Raw genomic sequence first — 18,491 nt, 5'->3', positions numbered from 1 at the left:
ATAGCCTTCATATTTTGGGTAATTCAATTTCCCGCTGACCTTGGGTTAATATTTCATCATTTCAGCTCTTCAACTCAAACAGGATAAAACGTCATTTCCCCCGGGTTCTGTGCATCTGAAAAATCGATAACCCCCCCCCAGCTTTCATGCAAACTTTTGGGGGAAAGTTTCTATTTGAAGCTTTGTAATAATATGATCAATATCACAGGAATTTAGTGTGTTTTTTGATATTATGTTGAGGTTCGAAATTTCAAAATAAAATCATTACATTGAGTTGCTAAATTCTTAGCTCAGTCTAATGGTAATGGAAGATTCCAAGAAGTTTATTTTTGAATGTGCGTGGGGCATACAATTCATCTGTCTGAACTACAATAAGAAGCAGAGAAACCGTCGTAATCTATTTTTAAAAGGTCAAGTAGTTGATTGGGAAACACTATATTCAACAAGGTACCTTGCAAGAGGCACTGGTTTTAATTGTCGATGATGAACCCATCAATGCGATGGTGGTCGCTGATTTGCTATCGAATTTGTATCAAACCAAAGTGGTTCATTCTGGGGAAGAAGCCTTAGCATTTTGTCGGCAGCAGACGCCAGATTTGATTTTGTTGGATGTAATGATGCCAGGGATTTCAGGTTTAGAGACATGTCGCGCCATTAAAAATAACCAAAGTCTGCAACATATACCGGTTATTTTTATTACTTCTGTAAAAAGTCAAAACGATGAAAATAAATGCTGGGAAGCTGGTGGAGTGGATTTTGTAAATAAACCGGTTAATGGGATTACCCTATTAAACCGTGTTAAAGCCCATCTTACCTTAAAAATGCAGTCTGATTTTCTAAGGAGAATGTCATTCACTGATGGTTTAACCGGGCTTTATAACCGGCATTTGCTTGAAGAAGTGTTGACTAAGTCTATTCTGCAGTCAAAACGGACTCAATCGCCTTTGTCATTGTTTATGCTCGATATTGACTGGTTCAAATTATTTAATGATAGTTATGGGCACCTAAGTGGCGATCAGTGCTTAATCGCGGTCAGCAAAGTACTGAAAGAGGTGTTACATCGACCCGTCGACATGTCATTTCGTTATGGTGGTGAGGAGTTTCTGTGTCTATTGCCTGATACAGACAGCCTTGGAGCCCAACATATCGCTAAAACAATCTTACAAAAAGTAGCAGATTTAAACATTCCCCATGAATCTTCTCCTTATGGAATTGTTAGTTTAAGCATTGGTATATATAGCTCTACTGTCCACAATGAATGTTTTAAGGCCAATGAAGTTATTCGTAGCGCTGACAAAGCACTTTATTTAGCAAAGCAAAAAGGACGTAATCAATTCGTTTGTTGATTTGCTTAGTTTTTACTGAGCAACTAAAGTTTGCAGAGGCGAATTGAAATCCTACGATTTTAATTTCGTCTTCTTTTAATTTTCCAACAGTTTTATATGTTGAACAGTAGCTTTTCATTGGAGTGATTAATGTCAGTTGAACCTCGGACCTCCAAATTAAAGTCTTGGTACAACAGAAAAAACTTATTCGTACCTACTTTTTTTCTGTTTGTAGCAATAATGGCGATCGCTGTTGTTATTTTTGAAACTCAGCTCAAAAACAATATTCTTCTTTCGGTGGAAGAAACTCAGCGTCTAACAAACAACCGAATAGACACACAAATACAGCAATCTTTGTCTAAGTATCGAAACGACTTACGTTTTTTATTTGGTACACCACCCATTGAAGGGGTGGCAAATACTATTGGACAGAATAATCAATTCGATGGTTCAACCTATGAGCAGTGGAAAAAAAGGTTGGAAACAATTTTTGTGGCCTTTGTCGAAAATAATTCAGAGTATGAACAAATGCGTTTTATCGGCACCGAAAACGATGGTAAAGAATTGGTACGAGTTGAGCGCACTGGCGGGGGGATAAAGGTTGTAAATAGTGCCTATTTACAGAAAAAAGGTGACCGAGACTATTACGCACAAAGTACACAATTATCGGCAGGACAAATTTATTTGTCCGGAATTTCACTGAATCGCGAGTTCGGCAGAATCGAATTTCCCTATCGCCCAATGCTCCGATTGTCGATACCACTTTTTAATCATCAAATGGAACGTTTGGGTTTTTTAATTCTTAATATCAATGCAAGTGAGTTTCTCAACTCCATTCAAGCCCTTGTCGACAAACCCAATCAGCTTGCATTGACCGACAGTAATGGCTTTTTTTTAGTTCATCCGAAACCAGAATTAATGTTTAGCAAAGATTTAAACTCCGACGCAAATTGGGATAATTACCATAATGCAAAGTTAGAGCTAGACAGTGAAAGTGACTTTTCCTCTTTGCAATACTTCTCAAATGGAAATTTTTATTCTTCTGCTAAAAAGTTAATTGTCAGCGGGGACTTTGAAGACGGCTTTCTGGTGTCCCATATTATGACCCCTGAGTCGGTTATCAAAGCTTTAGCAATGGAAAGACGGACTTATGTTTACACTGTCCTATTTATTATACTCGCAGTTTTAGCCGTTGTTTTAGCTGCTTTTCAGCGAGGCTTACGGAAGAGTCAAGAGCTTGCCGAAGCTAGGGCTGAATCGGATGCAATTGTTAACGGCTCCCAAGATGCTATTTTTGGCCTAACGAAGGATGGTCGTATATCGAGTTGGAATCGTGCAGCTAAAAGTTTGTTTGGATTAGATTTCGCCAGAGTTAAAGGTAGACCTGTTGATCAGCTATCTTTATTTCCAGATTTTAATTTTGTTGAACTCTTAAATAAATTAACTGCAGGTAAGGTTCAGCAACCTTTTGAAACTAGCTTACGACAAAATGAAAATATTAAATTGCTAGTATCATTGTCTGAAATTCTAAAAGACGGCGTTGAGTATAGTGGTGTGGCCGTCATTATTCGCGATATTACTAGCTTGCGAAAAGCCGATGAAAAAATCCGTAAAGCCAATGCCGAGTTAGAAATTAAAGTGGCGCAGCGGACTGAACAATTGGAAAAAGCCAGCAACGTTAAAAGCGCATTTATTTCCAATATTAGCCATGAAATGCGAACGCCCCTCAACGGTATTATCGGTACATTAAATCTGATCAAAAAAGAGCCACTTAGTGAGCAGCAGATGCAGTATCTGGAAATGACGGAAGTCAGTGTGAATTCTCTTGCGGTGCTGATCAACGATATTTTAGATCTGTCGAAAATCGAAGCAGGGAAATTAGATCTTGAACATAAAGCGTTTAATCCGAGTAAGTTAATTGAAAGTTTATGTGGAAGTATGGCGGTCAAAGCCCAGGAAAAAGGGCTTGAATTTATACTGGATAGTATTGATATTGAGTGTGAATCCATTGTAAGTGACCCCCATCGCTATGCACAAATAGTCACTAATATTTTAAACAATGCCATTAAGTTTACTGAACAAGGGCATATCCTAGTTACAGCTAAATCAAAACAAGTGAATGGTCGTTTTTGTCTTCTTGAATGTTCAGTATCTGATACCGGAATTGGCATTGCTAAAGAAAATCAGCAACGCTTATTCAATGCATTTTCTCAAGAAGATAGTGGCACGGCTTCGAAATACGGTGGGACAGGTCTTGGTCTGTCCATATGTAAACAGTTAAGTCACTTGCTTAATGGCCAAGTGACCTTCGAATCTGAAAAGGGTAAAGGCAGTACCTTTTGTTTTGAAGTAAAGATTCCAAACGCCAATGTGACCTTTAAAAATGCCGAGAAATACCTTAATGGTCAATTTGTTTCAATTTTAGTAGAAAATTCGAAACTCCATCAAAGCCTTAGTAATTTAGTCAATAAATTAGGGGCGACTGTGCTACCTGATTCTGATCTTAGTGAATATTTAGAATCAAAAGCTGAGATACCCAAACAGTTGCCGGATATCGTCATCGTTGACCAAGTTGATCCGCGTGCACAATTGCTAGAACATCGCTGGGAAGAACTTAATGAGGGAACGAAGAATACTGAAAAGGTCGTCATGCTTTTCAATGCTGTTGACGCGAAAACAATGTTTAAACGTTTGAAGCCTATTTACCTTTCCAAACCCGTTTCAGTTTCCGAGTTTTTATTAAAGTACGTAGATAAAAAACACCAAACATCAGGCGATGTTACTGAACAACAAAGAAATAAGATGTTAAACCTTGACGTCTATTCTGGTAGTAAATTGACTGGCGCTCGTGTGTTGGTCGTTGACGATAATGAAATAAATGTAGAAGTAGCCGTTGGCATTTTAAAACCGACAACAGTCGAAACTGTGCGAGCCGCCAATGGCCAAGAGGCGATACAAAAACTTCAGGCATCGGTGATTAACGGGAAAGCTATTCACTGTGTACTAATGGATTGTCAAATGCCAGTGTTGAATGGATATGAAGCAACAACACAAATTCGAAACGGTGAAGCCGGTGAAGAATATCGTCATATTCCGATTATCGCTATGACTGCAAATGCCATGCTAGGGGAAAGGCAGAAGTGTCTGGATGCAGGAATGAATGACTATGTGACTAAACCTATTTCTGCTGAAAAGTTGATAAGTAAACTCACTAGTTGGGTATTGTCGGTGTTTACACCAGACGTTAAAGTCATAGATGAAGGTGAAGAGAATCGATTATCTACAGAGCACCCTGCCTCAACTTGCGAAGTGTGGGATAAAGATGGGGCGCTTACCCGATTGATGAATAATCAAACTCTGTTAAACAAAATTTGCAGAATATTTTTAGAAAGTTCGGCTGGAAAGATACAAACACTTAGAGAAAGCGTTGCTAATCGCGATGCAGAACAAACCAGTCAATTAAGCCATTCACTTAAAGGGGTTAGCGGTGATCTTGGGGGGATGAGATTGCATGGAATATTCGGCAATATAGAGCTTGAAGCCTTGAAAACAAATTTTACAGCGATTGATAGTTTATTAGTTAAAATGGAACAGGAATATGACATTTTCGTTGGTCTTATTAATAAGCATTTAAACGAAAGTGAATAATTTCAGTGATTTTTAACTAAAGCGAAAAAATGATGGCAACTCTAATTTTTAGCTAGAAAATACGCCAAAGTTAGAGTTAAACGCCATCATTCAAAATTAAGTTGGCTTGTTTACATAGTCACGTATTCTTCGCCCGAAGTCGGATGAATGGCAACGCAGGCATCAAAATCAGCTTTAGTTGCTCCCATTTTCATGGCTACACCAAATCCTTGCAGTATTTCATCCATTCCAGCCCCTATACCATGCAGGCCAACGACTTTTTCTTCTTTCCCTGCACAGACTAATTTCATCCGCGTCATTTGACGGTGTTTTGTCACTGCCGTGTACATTGCCGCGAATCCAGAAGTATAAACTTTGATATTGTCTTCGCCGTATTGTGCTTTTGCTTCGTCTTCACTCAAACCTATAGTGCCAATAGGCGGATGACTAAATACTACAGTTGGAATTAAAGAATAATCCATTTGTGCATTTGTTTGACCATTGAATAAGCGCTCCGACAACAAACGTCCTGATTTCACTGCAACAGGAGTAAGTTCAACATAGCCAATATTATCACCTACCGCATAAATACCATCTACATTGGTGTTTTGGAATTTGTCGACTTTGATGTATCCACGGTCGGTGAGTTCTACACCGGTATTTTCCAAGCCAATTTTATCATTAGCAGGTTCACGTCCAATGGCCCAAACCACACAATCGGTCTCAATTTTTGTTCCGTTTTCAAACTCAATGGTTAATGAGTTATCCGCATTTTTGACCACTTGTGTTGGTGTAGCATGGGTGTGCAGAGTGGGGCCATCTTGGGCCATTAATTCCACTAAGGTTTCAGATAACATGGTATCAAAGTTACGTAATGGAGCATGTTTACGCACGGCTAAATCCGTTTTCGTACCTAAGGCATGCATTACCCCAGCTAGTTCAACAGCAATATATCCTGCGCCAATTACCACTGCGCGTTTGGGTTGTTCGTTTAATTCAAAAAAGCCGTTAGAGTCAATGCCTAATTCGGCACCCGGTATATTGGGAATGGTGGGACGGCCACCAGTGGCTATTAGAATATGATCCGCGGTGTAGTGTTTACCATTTACTTCAACGGTGTTCTTATCAACAAAAGTGGCAAAACCAGAGATTAAGGTCACACCATTTTTTTCAAAGCCGCTGCTATAACTACCATGGATCCGCTTAATGTAGGCTTCTCTGCTTGCTACTAAGGTTTTCCAGTCGAATTTATTGATGGTGACATCGAAACCATAGTCTGGCGCATATAAGTTAATTGCTTCAGCGACATGGGCACCAAACCACATTACTTTTTTAGGGACGCAACCCACATTAACACAAGTACCACCAACGGCAGTTGCTTCTATGATTGCTACTTTCTTGCCATATCTAGCCGCGCGATTGGCTGAAGCAATACCACCACTGCCTCCGCCGATACATATATAATCAAAATCTGCCATGTTTTATCCTGAAGTTAGTTATTTTCATTAGGTTATTGTAGATGAACAAAAAGTACAAAGCCTGCAGATTCAAATTTCAAACAAAAAGTTCATGAAGGGAATAAAAATCTTTGTTTATCTCTTGTAATTACCTTAATGAGGCCTCACCTACAAAGTTCCAACCCTTAAAATATTATTGGATACAGTTATGAATCAAATTGCCTCTCAACATTCTCAATCAGATATCAAGTCTTTGCCACAATTTAGCCAAATTAACATTGCTGAAATTAAAGACTCAATAGAAGAGGCCATTAGCAACTGTAAAAACACCATTAATCGGGTATTAGAGCAAGAGACCGTGAGTTGGCAAAATGTTATTCAACCAATTGACGAAATAGATGATCTTTTAGGGAAACTTTGGTCACCAGTGTCACATATGAACTCTGTAGTGAGTAATGATGAATTACGTGAAGCCCATGATGCTTGTTTACCTTTATTGTCTTCTTATGGAACTTGGGTTGGCCAGCATAAAGGTCTTTATGACGCTTATATGCAGATTAAAAATTCAGCGGAATTTGCTAGCTTAACGGTTGCCCAGCAAAAAGTGATCGACAATGGTATCCGTGATTTCACACTGTCAGGGGTTGCCCTGGAAGACAGTAAAAAACAACGATACGGTGAGATTAAAAGCCGACTTTCAGATTTATCTTCGACCTTTAGTAATAATGTCATGGATGCGACTTTGGCATGGCAAAAACATATTACTGATAAAGCAGAGTTGGCTGGATTACCCGACTCAGCGTTAGAAGCCGCAAAACAATTGGCTGAAAGCAAAGAGCTAGAAGGTTGGTTATTTACCCTAGATATTCCAAGCTATTTACCTGTAATGACCTATGCCGATAGCCGTGCGTTGCGTGAAGAAATGTATCGCGCATACACTACCCGAGCCTCAGAACTAGGCCCTAATGGGGGCGAATTCGACAATACGAAAATAATTGAAGAAACCTTAGCGTTGCGTCATGAATTGGCGCAACTTATGGGCTTTGAGAACTATGCAGAACGATCATTAGCAACGAAAATGGCGGAATCTACCCAGCAGGTAACAGGATTTTTAGAAGATTTAGCCAAACGCTCAAAACCTCAAGCCCAAAAAGATTTGCAAGATGTCACTGAATTCGCAAAAAAACACTTCCAAGTTGCAGACCTGCAAGCATGGGATCTTGCCTATTACAGTGAAAAACTAAAGCAGCAGCAATATTCTATTTCCGATGAACAATTACGTCCTTACTTTCCTGAAAAACAAGTGGTTTCTGGCCTCTTTGAAGTCGTCAAACGTTTATACAAAGTGGACATTGTGCAGCGTGAAAACGTCGATGTATGGCATAAAGACGTAAAATTCTACGATATTGTTGATAGCGACGGTGAATTGCGCGGAAGCTTTTATTTAGATCTTTATGCCAGACCTCGCAAGCGTGGCGGCGCATGGATGGATGAGTGCCAGGTTCGTAGAACCCGAGTGGATGGTCAATTACAATATCCGGTGGCCTATCTTACCTGTAATTTTAACGGGCCAGTGGGAAACAAACCCGCACTATTTACCCATGATGAAGTTATAACCTTGTTCCATGAATTTGGCCATGGTATTCACCACATGTTAACTAAGGTTGATGTGGCGGGTGTTTCCGGGATCAATGGAGTACCTTGGGATGCCGTGGAATTACCTAGTCAATTTTTAGAAAATTGGTGCTGGCAACCTGAGGCGCTAGCGTTTATCTCAGGGCATTTCGAAACGGGTGAAGCACTACCAAAAGATTTGCTAGATAAAATGTTAGCAGCCCGTAATTTCCAATCTGCGATGCAAATGATGCGTCAGTTGGAATTCAGCTTGTTTGATTTCAGCTTACATGAGCAATACCAACAGCAAAACCCAGTTAATGTGCAAAGCTTTATTGAAAAAGTACGGGAAAAAGTGTCGGTCCTCAAAGCGCCTGAATTTAATCGTTTTCAAAATAGTTTCGGGCATATTTTCGCTGGTGGCTACGCGGCCGGTTATTACAGTTATAAATGGGCTGAAGTATTGAGTTCAGATGCTTTTAGTCGCTTTGAAGAAGAAGGTATTTTTAATCCCCAAGTGGGCTCAGACTTTTTACATAACGTATTGGAAATGGGCGGAAGTAAAGAGCCTATGGCGTTATTTGTCGCGTTTCGCGGACGAGAGCCTGAAGTTGACGCATTATTACGCCATTCGGGCATAGCGGCTTAAACATCTACAAATAGGGTCAATATCTTTTGCCGACTTTAGAAACCTTTGACCACCTTTACCAACGCGCCTGTGAGCGTAAAGGTGGTCCTAAAAACTTAGGCTTATTGTTGTCAAAGCCTCTACCGCCTAAAAAAATCCAACAGATTGGTGATGATCGTTTCTTAGCCGAATTCAGTAAAAAGGTTTTTCAGTCGGGATTTGTGTGGCGAGTAGTGCGCAATAAATGGCCTAATTTTGAACAAGCATTTTTCAATTTTGAGATCGATAAAGTGATTTTAATGCCAGATGAAATGCTTGAAAAAAAAGCACAGGATCCGAGCATTATTCGCAATTACAACAAAGTAAAAACGATCCGCGAAAATGCATTAATGATCCAAGCCGTGCAGCAGGAGAAAGGTAGCTTTGCTAACTTTGTTGCTCAGTGGCCTAATCACGATATCGTTGGCTTATGGGCATACCTTAAAAAGCATGGCGCGCGTTTAGGTGGAAATACGGGTCCTTATGCTTTGCGTGCTATTGGCAAAGACACTTTTATTTTGAGCCAAGATGTTGTGGCTTATTTCAGTCAACGCGACCTTATCAGCGGTTCCGCTTCATCTAAACGCAGTTTGACGGCGATTCAACAAGCATTTAATGATTTTCATCAGCAAAGTAATCTTTCACTGCAGGAAATTAGCCAAATAATTTCTTACAGTGTGGGTGATAATCATGTTCAAGTTGAATACTAACTCTAGTATCAGCTTTAATAGTCATGTTTGAAGATTTTCGGTAAACTGACGAGATTAGTTTAAAAGGAAATACCATGAGCAACAGTCAAGTCCCCCAGTCTGAACATAAAACCAAGGACGCGGATTCTTCAAACATCCCTCCTATACCGCAAGAACCAACTGGCACGGGAGAAGACGACTCTCAAACTCACTTCGGTTTTAAACAAGTTGATAAGACCAAAAAAGCCTCCATGGTGGCAGATGTATTTCATTCTGTAGCAGCCAAATATGACATTATGAATGACATGATGTCCATGGGTATTCATCGCTTATGGAAACGCTTCACCATAGATTGCAGTGGCGTAAGGGCTGGGCATAAAGTCTTAGACCTAGCGGGTGGAACCGGTGATTTAGCGGCAAAGTTTTCTAAAATTGTGGGTGAAAAAGGTCAAGTCGTATTAGCCGATATCAATAACGCGATGTTAAAAGTTGGGCGCGATAAACTGCGCAATAAAGGCGTGGTTGGCAATTTGGAGTATGTTCAAGCCAACGCTGAAATGTTGCCCTTTCCCGACAACTATTTTGACGTCATTACCATTGCTTTTGGACTGCGTAATGTTACCGATAAAGACAAAGCTTTAGCTTCAATGTATCGTGTATTAAAACCCGGTGGCCGCCTACTGGTATTAGAGTTTTCTAAACCGCAAAGTGAAATGTTAAGCAAAGCCTATGATTTATATTCTTTCCATTTACTGCCCAAAATGGGGAAATTAGTGGCCAATGATAGTGAAAGTTATCAGTACTTGGCTGAGTCCATTAGAATGCACCCAGATCAAGAAACCTTAAAAGCTATGATGGAATCAGTGGGCTTCGAACAAACCACCTTTCACAATCTCACCGGTGGAATAGTGGCGCTGCATAGAGGGTTTAAATTTTAATGCCAGCCGCTCAATTAGTGTCATCTGGCATTGAACGTATTATTAATCAACTACTGAAACTGGATGCTAGTTCAGTTTTGCTGTTGCAAAAATTGAGCAATAAACAACTTAGCGTTGATATTCATGAATTACCTTGGATATTCAAGTTTAGTTTCTCGGATCAAGTGGATGTGTTGACTGTGATGCCTGATGAAGAGCTGCTAAGCGATTGTCATTTGGCGTTATCTCTGTCTACGTTGCAAAAACTAAAAGACACCAGCCAAATTACTCGTTTAATTCAAAATGGTGAGTTAGTGCTGGAAGGTGATGTGGCCATTGCCCAACAATTTAGTCAGTTAATCACTGAATTAGATATTGATTGGGAAGAGCTGTTATCGAAATATACCGGTGACCTACTTGCTCACAACACGTTTAGGCTAGGCAAAAAGCTCATTCACAGCGCCAAAGCTAAGGCCAATCGATTAGCTACCACCTTAGGGGATGCAGCCATCGAAGAAAAACGCATTGCCGCTCCCGCAATTTTAGTCGTTGATTTTTGTGACCAAGTAAATGAGTTACGCAGCGCTACCGATCGACTTTCAGCAAAGATAAGTCGGTTGGAGAGTCAATCCACCCTCTCACCTAATAAGCAGAGCAATTAAATCAATGCGTACCCTTCGCCTATACAAAATTAACAAAGTGATGTTGCAACATGGTTTGGACGAGTTAATTCCCGATCATTGGCTGCCGTGGTACGCAAAGTTGGGGAGGGCGTGTCAATTTTGGTTGCGTAATCAACATCCTGATAAATCCCTAGGGGTGCGAATTCGCTTAGCACTGCAAACCCTTGGACCGGTGTTTATCAAATTTGGGCAGATGCTGTCTACCCGTCGAGATTTATTGCCTGCAGAGATCGCAGATGAACTAGCCATTTTGCAAGATAAAGTCGAACCTTTCGATAGTGATGTGGCAGTAGATATAATTAAGCGCTCACTGAATATATCTGAATTGAATGAGCTGTTTTCCCAGTTTGAAATTTCGCCATTGGCCTCAGCGTCCATTGCACAAGTTCACAGTGCAGTATTAAAAAGTAACCAAAAAGAAGTTATCGTAAAAGTCATCCGTCCGGATATTGCGGGAACGATTCATGCTGATATTGAATTGATGCATTCCTTGGCATTTGCGGTACAAAAGTTATTGCCTGACGGTAAACGCCTGAGACCAGTGGAAGTGGTTGATGAGTATCGAAAAACCATTGTCGAAGAGTTAGATTTAGCCAGAGAAGCGGCGAATGGGATCCAATTAAAGCGTAATTTTGAAGGCGCGGAGTCACTATACATTCCAGAAATATACAGTGACTATTGCTCTACCAATGTTATGGTTATGGAGCGTATTTATGGTATTCCCATTTCCAATATCCAAGCACTAGAAGCGCAAAATACCAACATGAGATTGCTTGCCGAGCGTGGCGTAGAGGTTTTCTTTACCCAAGTATTTCGTGATAGCTTCTTTCATGCCGACATGCATCCTGGCAATATTTTTGTTTCGAAAATGAATCCCGATAATCCCCAATACATAGCCATTGATTTTGGTATCGTAGGGACTCTGAACAGAGATGATAAACGCTATTTAGCCGAAAATTTTATTGCCTTTTTTAATCGCGATTATCGCAAAGTCGCCGAATTACATGTGGATTCTGGTTGGGTACCTGCAGATACAGACATTGAAGCCTTTGAAGTGTCTATTCGTACCGTTTGTGAACCCATTTTTCAGAAGCCATTGGCGGAGATTTCTTTTAGCAATGTGTTGTTGCAACTGTTCAATACTGCCAGACGTTTCAATATGGTGGTGCAGCCGCAATTGGTACTATTACAAAAAACCTTACTGTATGTGGAAGGTTTAGGGCGATTGCTTTATCCCCAGCTAGATCTTTGGCAAACCGCTAAGCCATTTTTGGAACAGTGGATGAAAGAACAGATCGGTGTAGCGGCGATGCTGAAAAAAATTAATGCGAACTTGCCCTTCTGGTCAGAAAAGCTGCCCGAGATCCCTGATTTAATCTACGATAGTTTGAAACAAGTTAAACAGCTTCCCGCGTTACAACAGAAACATTTTGAGCAACAGCAATTGCAGCAACGTCGGGCACAGAAAAACCTGTTTTACGTTCTTACTGGCTCTACGTTACTGATTCTGGCAGGAATATTTCCCCTTTATGTTTCCAGTTATATCCCCAGCATACTGGTTGCGGGAAGTGGTTTAGGTGCATGGCTATATGCGTGGTTAAGACAGTAATTTCTGCGCATCTGACGGCAAAACGATACCTAAAATCTGTCAAATTAGAGCACATCAATCTTTCCATCTATTGTATCCCTTCGCGTTATTTTAAACTTTAATTTGCATTTTACTAGACGATCGGTCTATTATACTTCCATGAGCATTTCAAAATTACAAACGCCAAGACGGGGAAGACCACCAAAAGTGGCCCGTGAAAATCAGGATACACGAGCTGAACTCATTCGCAGTGGTTTAGAGCTTTTGACCGAGCAAGGGTTCTTCGCTTCGGGTATTGATAAAATACTCAAAAAAGTGGGGGTCCCGAAAGGCTCTTTTTATCATTACTTTGCCAGTAAAGAAGCGTTTGGCCGTGCAGTGATAGAAAACTATGCAAGTTACTTTGCTAATAAATTAGACAGCCACCTGTTAAATACAAATTTCGACCCTATTCAACGAATTTGCCATTTTGTCGAAGACGCTAAATCAGGCATGCGCAAACATCAGTTTAAGCGTGGTTGTTTAGTGGGTAATCTTGGCCAAGAAGTGGATGTTTTGCCTGAAAGTTATCGACAGTTGTTACTCGATATCTTCATTGATTGGCAAGGGCGAATAGAAGCCTGCTTACTTGAGGCGCAACAGCAAAATTTAATTGCTAAAAAGGCCAACTGTCAGCGCTTAGCTGAATTTTTTTGGGTAGGATGGGAAGGAGCCGTGAGTCGCGCTAGATTGTCTCAAGACGCTCGGCCCCTTGATAATTTTTTATTACAGTTTATCGACGGATTACCAAGATAATAACTTGGTTTTTATTTTAACTATTTATAGACGACTGGTCTATATTCGGAGGAAATATGTTTCAAGGTATATTAATTAACAAAGACGACAACGGCTATCAGGTTGAATTAAAAGAATTGGATGACAGTATTCTGCCAGAAGGCGATGTGACGGTTAAGGTGACCCACAGTACATTGAATTACAAAGATGGCTTGGCGATCACTGGTAAAAGTCCCGTTGTTAGAAAGTTTCCCATGGTGCCAGGAATTGATTTGGCGGGTGTTGTTGAGCATTCGGACACTGACAAGTTCAAAGTAGGTGACAAAGTACTACTTAATGGTTTTGGGGTAGGTGAAGTGCACTGTGGTGGATTGGCGCAAAAAGCCCGTCTAAAAAGTGAATGGCTAATACCCTTGCCTGATGCTTTTACTGCAAGTCAGGCAATGGCTATTGGTACTGCTGGTTATACGGCGATGTTGTGTGTGATTGCCCTTGAAAAAAATGGTGTAACACCAGATAAAGGTCCAGTACTAGTAACAGGTGCCAATGGTGGAGTAGGGAGTTTTGCCATAAGTCTTTTAGCTAAGTTAGGTTATCAGGTTGTCGCCTCAACGGGTCGTCCTGAACAAGCTGAATATTTGGAAAAACTGGGTGCTAGCGAGATCATTGACCGCGCAACACTATCTGAGGCGGGCCGACCTCTAGGCAAAGAGCAATGGGCGGGGGCCGTTGATTCGGTTGGAAGTCATACTCTGGCAAATATCTGTGCGGGTCTTAAATATGGCGGTACAGTGGCAGCCTGTGGCTTAGCTCAAGGTATGGATTTCCCTGCATCAGTAGCGCCTTTTATTCTGCGTGGTATTACCCTTGCTGGAATTGATAGTGTAATGCGTCCTTTGGAAGATCGCATTGAAGCTTGGCAACGTTTAGGAGAGTTGCTGGATCCAACCTCATTTGACGATATTGCGAATAATATTACTCTGAACGAAGTGGTTAGCACCGCTGAGGAACTGCTCAAGGGCAATGTTCGAGGACGGGTTGTCGTCACTTTATAGTTGTTAGCGCTGAGGTTTAACCCAGCGCTTATCTTTATCCTACTGTCAGGTTGATAGTGGCTTTTTAGTGGCAAGCAAAGTAGGCGTTAATATAACGGGTACTTTGTTTGTCATGAAAGTGGTTTATGATAATGCATCACGATTATGGGGTTCCCATAAATCCATTATCGGCCCAGCTGGGATTACCTGAGTGGGGTTGTATTGGGTATGGCTGAAATAGTAGTGTCGCTTGATGTGCACAAAATTGACAGTTTCGGCTACTTTGGGGTATTGATATAGTTCTCGCAAATAGCCTGATAAATTCGGATAGTCTGCTATGCGGCGGATATTGCATTTAAAATGTCCCACATAAACAGCATCGAATCTTATTAAGGTGGTAAATAACCGCCAATCAGCTTCAGTCATTTGTTGACCAACCAAATAGCGTTGTTTCCCTAGTCTTTCATCCAGCCAGTCAAGGGTTTCAAATAATGGAATTACCGCATCTTCGTAAGCCATTTGATTAGTCGCAAAACCTGCTTTATACACACCGTTATTAACCGTGTTGTAAATACGTTCATTTATTTCATCTATCTGGGCTCGCAAAGGCTGAGGATAATAATCAGTGTGGTTGTTGGTAATTGAATTAAACTGAGAATTGAAAATTCGAATTATTTCTGCAGATTCATTGTTCACTATTGAATCGGTTTTCTTATCCCACAGCACAGGAATTGTCACGCGAGTGGTAATATCTTTGTGTGCCTTAGTGTATACCTGATGCATATAATCGAAAGCGAATAGTTTATCTCCAGTTGCGTCGGGAAATTCGGAAAACTCCCAACCATTTTCTAACATGTCCGGAGCAACTACTGAAACCTCTATGTGAGGTTCTAACCCTTTTAACTTTCTGAAAATGAGGGCTCTATGTGCCCAAGGGCAGGCAAGTGCCACGTAAAGATGATAACGACCTGATTCAGGCTTAAATTTCGCGTCTGGTTGACTGGATATTTGTTCTCTGAATTGTGACGCTTGTCTTTCAAACTTGCCGCCACTGGATTTGGTATCGTACCATTGATCAACCCACTTGCCATCTACCAGCAGTCCCATGTATTCCCCCTTCTAAGATGATGCAAAAAGTCCAATAGTCAGTTTTGATACATTAGGATAGTATAAATAATGGACGATGCTATGGAAATGGCATTCATCGCTCGCCAAAATAACCTTCTATACGTAAAGCTAAACCATAGGAAGCTGAAAAATGTTCGTCACGGTGCCATAAGATAAAAGGTTCAACTTCGTAAAATAACCAATTTCTCTTCGTCTGTTCGCGCAATTTAACACTGACTAAATGCTCTTCAAGACGGTAGCTAGGGCGAGTGACCCCTTCGATGTAATAACCATAAATGACAGCACTTTTATCATTAATTTGTTTAAACCCTTGCCAACTATGTTGCCACAACCAGTCGTTGCTTTTATCTCTATATTCAAAGCGGTTGTGGTATCTAAGTAACAGACTATTGGTATAGTCATAGTCGAACGTAAGACTGAGGGAAGTACCGAATTTGTCTCGATTATAATAGAAAATGGAAGCGTCGTAGCGCATCTCCAAAGAATTACTTAGGCTTAATGCATCTCGGTATCTTGATTTTGCGTAATACTGAAACCTGCGACCAAAGCCAATTCTATGGGACAAACCGCTATCCGGTGAAACTTTATAGCGTAAAGCTAAGTTAATACTATCTTCCCGATCACTTCGACTGCCTCCACTGCTAGCTATTTTGTCGTCTTGGTCTTCATCAAAATCAGTCAGGATCAGATCGACACGATTTTTTAGGTTAGGAAGCTTAACTCTCACCTTTAATCGGGCTTCAAATTCTTCTAAATTTCTTGAACGGGGTTCAATTCCAAGCCTAAGACGGACTTCCCCAAGCGCTTTTTGGTCTTCTTGCAGGTTTTCATTGGCAAAAAAGTTGTCAAACCATTGGGCAGTATCCAAAACTGATTCAGAAATATTTTTGTGCATTGAATCTAGCCACACAGCTTGTTCTTCTTGGGCTGATATGGCTTTGCTAAAATGCAAGCTTAGAAAAAATAATGCAATAATTCTATAATTAGGCAAACTTACTGCTCCAAATGGGGTCTATAAATCATGCTCTTTTTTTTTCTATGTATCAAATCCAGTGACGTTTCAAATTAGCTACGTATAATAGCCTTACTAAATTTATAGGAGTTTTCAAATGGGTAATATTGGTTGGGCGCAATTGTTGATTGTTTTGGTTATCGTTTTACTTTTATTTGGTACCAAAAAGTTACGTTCCTTAGGCGGCGATTTAGGCTCCGCAGTGAAAGGTTTTAAGAAAGCCGTATCGGATAAAGATGCAGACTTCGAAGAAGAATCGGCAAAAAAATCTGACGAAAAAATTGAGTCCAAAGAACAAAATGTGCAGCAGCAAAGTGAAGCTGAAAAGCAACATCAGAAAACGGAATAGTTGAAAAGAAAAACTAACTTATGTTTGATATTGGATTCTTAGAAATACTAGTTGTGGGTATTCTCGCTCTGTTAGTGCTTGGTCCTGAAAGATTGCCAGGCGCAATGCGGAGCGTGGCTAAAACATTTCGCAGTGTGCGTTCAATGGCTTCGGGGTTTAAACAGGAAGTGGAAGAGCAATTACGCGTCCACGAGTTACATGAAAACCTCAAAAAAGCAGAACGGCAAGGTCTAGAAAATCTATCTCCTGATCTGCAAAAAACCGTTGATGAGTTAAAAGCATCTGCAGAATCTGTCAACAAGCCTTATGATAAAGATAAATCTTAAATGTCTGATCCAAATAGTTTTATATCTCATTTAATTGAGTTGCGCAGTCGCTTGTTAAAAGCGGTTTTAAGTATATTGGTGATATTTGTGCCTTTGGCTTTTTTCGCTCAAGATTTGTATCATTTGCTGGCTACCCCGTTGTTAAACGCTATGCCTAATAATTCTCAAATGATCGCTACCGACGTTGGCGCACCTTTTTTTGCACCCTTCAAATTAACCTTAGTGCTGTCTTTCTTTCTTGCAATACCCTTTGTGCTTTATCAGGTTTGGGGGTTTATCGCGCCAGGTTTATATCGCAATGAAAAAAAGTTAATTGCACCTCTACTGCTTTCCAGTACGCTACTTTTTTATGCAGGAATTGCGTTTGCTTATTTTGTGGTCTTCCCCGTTATTTTTGCCTTTTTTGCAGGTATCGAAATTAGCGGTGTTGCCTTTACAACTGATATTAGTAGTTATCTTACCTTTGTATTAAAACTGTTTTTTGCCTTTGGTCTCGCATTTGAAATCCCCATCGCTGTTATTTTAATGTGTTGGGTTGGCATTACTGACGCTGCTTCTTTGAGAGCAAAGCGGCCTTACGTCATTGTGGGTGTATTTGTGGTGGGGATGTTATTGACTCCGCCAGATATTATATCTCAATCATTATTAGCGGTTCCCATGTGGATACTGTTTGAAATTGGCATCATGATTGGTGCTTTGTACTCACCCAAAGCAGATGATGAAGACGAAGATGAAAAAGAAGAAGAAAAAAATAACCAGGAAGTATCATGAACAAATTAATCACCTTATTACTATCAATCAGTGTTTATGCAACCAGTGTATCTGTTCAGGCTGAAACCATTGGTGATGCACTTAAAAACTGTGGGCAGGTGCAAAATAGTCTAAAACGTCTCGTATGTTATGACAAAATCGTTAATCAATTGAATAGTTACGGTGGCGTACAGGATTTGATGCAGGTACCCGCTCCTTTACCTGCTAACAAGCCGCCAACACAGCAAAACGTTAATTCTGACAATGTTAATCAGACACAACGCAATGCTGAATTTGGTAGACAGGCTAAACTGCCGGAAAACACTGATGACAAAATTTATGCGACTGTAGTGAGTGTCACCAAAGATGGGAAGAAGCGCGCTATCTTCAAATTGGATAATGGACATCTTTGGCGAGAACAAGAAGCTACTAACTTTAAAGTGAAGGCCAATGAAGTTATCTACATTGAACGAGGAGCTTTGGGCTCTTACCATCTAGGAAAAGACAGTCAAAATCGCCGAATTAGAGTAAAACGGATTAACTAATATTAG

16 protein-coding genes are annotated in these 18,491 nt (G+C 40.5%); 13 read left to right on the top strand and 3 right to left on the bottom strand.

What is annotated here, in order from left to right:
• The first annotated feature begins 419 nt into the window (after nucleotides 1-419).
• Together Q4574_RS03545 and Q4574_RS03540 are read left to right on the top strand one after the other, a co-directional pair.
• Nucleotides 420-1,346 (top strand): diguanylate cyclase, encoded by a 927-nt coding sequence (locus Q4574_RS03545; protein ID WP_303471564.1) that lies wholly within the window; start codon nucleotides 420-422, stop codon nucleotides 1,344-1,346.
• 129 nt (nucleotides 1,347-1,475) lie between these two features.
• A complete protein-coding gene (locus Q4574_RS03540; RefSeq protein ID WP_303471563.1) occupies nucleotides 1,476-4,973 on the top strand; it encodes an ATP-binding protein in 3,498 nt (1,165 codons plus the stop codon).
• 110 nt (nucleotides 4,974-5,083) lie between these two features.
• Here Q4574_RS03540 and gorA read toward each other — a convergent pair whose 3' ends face one another.
• Nucleotides 5,084-6,430, bottom strand: coding sequence for a glutathione-disulfide reductase (gene gorA, locus Q4574_RS03535; RefSeq protein ID WP_303471561.1), 1,347 nt, complete (start codon nucleotides 6,428-6,430; stop codon nucleotides 5,084-5,086).
• 187 nt (nucleotides 6,431-6,617) lie between these two features.
• On the opposite strand from gorA, the gene prlC reads away from it, so the two are divergent.
• The 7 genes from prlC to Q4574_RS03500 all read left to right on the top strand — a co-directional run bounded on the left by prlC (nucleotide 6,618) and on the right by Q4574_RS03500 (nucleotide 14,396).
• The gene (gene prlC, locus Q4574_RS03530; RefSeq protein ID WP_303471559.1) at nucleotides 6,618-8,672 is read left to right on the top strand and encodes an oligopeptidase A; all 2,055 of its coding nucleotides are present in this window, start codon (nucleotides 6,618-6,620) and stop codon (nucleotides 8,670-8,672) included.
• Between the two features lie 26 nt (nucleotides 8,673-8,698).
• Nucleotides 8,699-9,400 carry a DNA-3-methyladenine glycosylase I gene (locus Q4574_RS03525; RefSeq protein ID WP_303471557.1) on the top strand — a complete coding sequence of 234 codons (702 nt, stop codon included), beginning with the start codon at nucleotides 8,699-8,701 and terminating at the stop codon, nucleotides 9,398-9,400.
• A 74-nt stretch (nucleotides 9,401-9,474) separates the two neighbouring features.
• Nucleotides 9,475-10,317, top strand: a complete 843-nt coding sequence (gene ubiE, locus Q4574_RS03520; protein ID WP_303471555.1) for a bifunctional demethylmenaquinone methyltransferase/2-methoxy-6-polyprenyl-1,4-benzoquinol methylase UbiE — start codon at nucleotides 9,475-9,477, stop codon at nucleotides 10,315-10,317.
• The gene (locus Q4574_RS03515; RefSeq protein WP_303471553.1) at nucleotides 10,317-10,958 is read left to right on the top strand and encodes an SCP2 domain-containing protein; all 642 of its coding nucleotides are present in this window, start codon (nucleotides 10,317-10,319) and stop codon (nucleotides 10,956-10,958) included. Before ubiE ends, Q4574_RS03515 begins: the two co-directional genes overlap by 1 nt.
• 4 nt (nucleotides 10,959-10,962) lie before the next feature.
• Nucleotides 10,963-12,588: a ubiquinone biosynthesis regulatory protein kinase UbiB gene (ubiB, locus tag Q4574_RS03510; RefSeq protein WP_303471551.1), complete on the top strand. Its 1,626-nt coding sequence runs from the start codon at nucleotides 10,963-10,965 to the stop codon at nucleotides 12,586-12,588.
• A gap of 138 nt (nucleotides 12,589-12,726) precedes the next feature.
• Complete coding sequence (locus Q4574_RS03505; protein WP_303471549.1) at nucleotides 12,727-13,362, top strand: TetR/AcrR family transcriptional regulator; 636 nt, start codon at nucleotides 12,727-12,729, stop codon at nucleotides 13,360-13,362.
• A gap of 56 nt (nucleotides 13,363-13,418) precedes the next feature.
• A complete protein-coding gene (locus Q4574_RS03500; RefSeq protein WP_303471548.1) occupies nucleotides 13,419-14,396 on the top strand; it encodes an MDR family oxidoreductase in 978 nt (325 codons plus the stop codon).
• A 123-nt stretch (nucleotides 14,397-14,519) separates the two neighbouring features.
• On the opposite strand, the gene Q4574_RS03495 is transcribed toward Q4574_RS03500, so the two are convergent.
• Both Q4574_RS03495 and Q4574_RS03490 read right to left on the bottom strand, forming a co-directional pair.
• Entirely contained in the window at nucleotides 14,520-15,482 is a 963-nt protein-coding gene (locus Q4574_RS03495; protein ID WP_303471547.1) for a glutathione S-transferase family protein, read from the bottom strand.
• Between the two features lie 94 nt (nucleotides 15,483-15,576).
• Nucleotides 15,577-16,494, bottom strand: a complete 918-nt coding sequence (locus tag Q4574_RS03490) for a hypothetical protein (protein ID WP_303471545.1) — start codon at nucleotides 16,492-16,494, stop codon at nucleotides 15,577-15,579.
• A 118-nt stretch (nucleotides 16,495-16,612) separates the two neighbouring features.
• Between Q4574_RS03490 and tatA the strand changes: the two genes are divergently transcribed.
• From tatA to Q4574_RS03470, 4 genes are read left to right on the top strand one after another with little or no spacing between them, the layout of a single operon-like run.
• On the top strand, nucleotides 16,613-16,864 hold the full coding sequence (gene tatA / locus Q4574_RS03485) for a twin-arginine translocase TatA/TatE family subunit (RefSeq protein ID WP_303471543.1): 252 nt from the start codon (nucleotides 16,613-16,615) through the stop codon (nucleotides 16,862-16,864).
• A gap of 20 nt (nucleotides 16,865-16,884) precedes the next feature.
• Complete coding sequence (gene tatB / locus Q4574_RS03480; RefSeq protein WP_303471541.1) at nucleotides 16,885-17,190, top strand: Sec-independent protein translocase protein TatB; 306 nt, start codon at nucleotides 16,885-16,887, stop codon at nucleotides 17,188-17,190.
• A complete protein-coding gene (tatC, locus tag Q4574_RS03475; RefSeq protein ID WP_303471539.1) occupies nucleotides 17,191-17,961 on the top strand; it encodes a twin-arginine translocase subunit TatC in 771 nt (256 codons plus the stop codon).
• Nucleotides 17,958-18,485, top strand: coding sequence for a hypothetical protein (locus tag Q4574_RS03470; protein WP_303471538.1), 528 nt, complete (start codon nucleotides 17,958-17,960; stop codon nucleotides 18,483-18,485). The genes tatC and Q4574_RS03470 overlap by 4 nt, the downstream gene beginning before the upstream one ends.
• Nucleotides 18,486-18,491 lie beyond the last annotated feature (6 nt).

Source organism: Aliiglaciecola sp. 3_MG-2023 (genome assembly GCF_030548205.1).
Classification (GTDB): Bacteria; Pseudomonadota; Gammaproteobacteria; order Enterobacterales; family Alteromonadaceae; genus Aliiglaciecola.
This window is presented reverse-complemented; position numbering and strand designations above follow the sequence as displayed.

Excerpts from the sequence above, each read along its gene's own strand:
- prlC (WP_303471559.1), top strand. The coding sequence starts at position 6,618 with ATGAATCAAATTGCCTCTCAACATTCTCAATCAGATATCAAGTCTTTG.
- ubiE (WP_303471555.1), top strand. The coding sequence starts at position 9,475 with ATGAGCAACAGTCAAGTCCCCCAGTCTGAACATAAAACCAAGGACGCG.
- ubiB (WP_303471551.1), top strand. The coding sequence starts at position 10,963 with ATGCGTACCCTTCGCCTATACAAAATTAACAAAGTGATGTTGCAACAT.
- Q4574_RS03540 (WP_303471563.1), top strand. The coding sequence starts at position 1,476 with ATGTCAGTTGAACCTCGGACCTCCAAATTAAAGTCTTGGTACAACAGA.
- Q4574_RS03515 (WP_303471553.1), top strand. The coding sequence starts at position 10,317 with ATGCCAGCCGCTCAATTAGTGTCATCTGGCATTGAACGTATTATTAAT.
- gorA (WP_303471561.1), bottom strand. The coding sequence starts at position 6,430 with ATGGCAGATTTTGATTATATATGTATCGGCGGAGGCAGTGGTGGTATT.
- Q4574_RS03505 (WP_303471549.1), top strand. The coding sequence starts at position 12,727 with ATGAGCATTTCAAAATTACAAACGCCAAGACGGGGAAGACCACCAAAA.
- Q4574_RS03495 (WP_303471547.1), bottom strand. The coding sequence starts at position 15,482 with ATGGGACTGCTGGTAGATGGCAAGTGGGTTGATCAATGGTACGATACC.
- tatA (WP_303471543.1), top strand. The coding sequence starts at position 16,613 with ATGGGTAATATTGGTTGGGCGCAATTGTTGATTGTTTTGGTTATCGTT.
- Q4574_RS03500 (WP_303471548.1), top strand. The coding sequence starts at position 13,419 with ATGTTTCAAGGTATATTAATTAACAAAGACGACAACGGCTATCAGGTT.
- tatB (WP_303471541.1), top strand. The coding sequence starts at position 16,885 with ATGTTTGATATTGGATTCTTAGAAATACTAGTTGTGGGTATTCTCGCT.
- Q4574_RS03470 (WP_303471538.1), top strand. The coding sequence starts at position 17,958 with ATGAACAAATTAATCACCTTATTACTATCAATCAGTGTTTATGCAACC.
- tatC (WP_303471539.1), top strand. The coding sequence starts at position 17,191 with ATGTCTGATCCAAATAGTTTTATATCTCATTTAATTGAGTTGCGCAGT.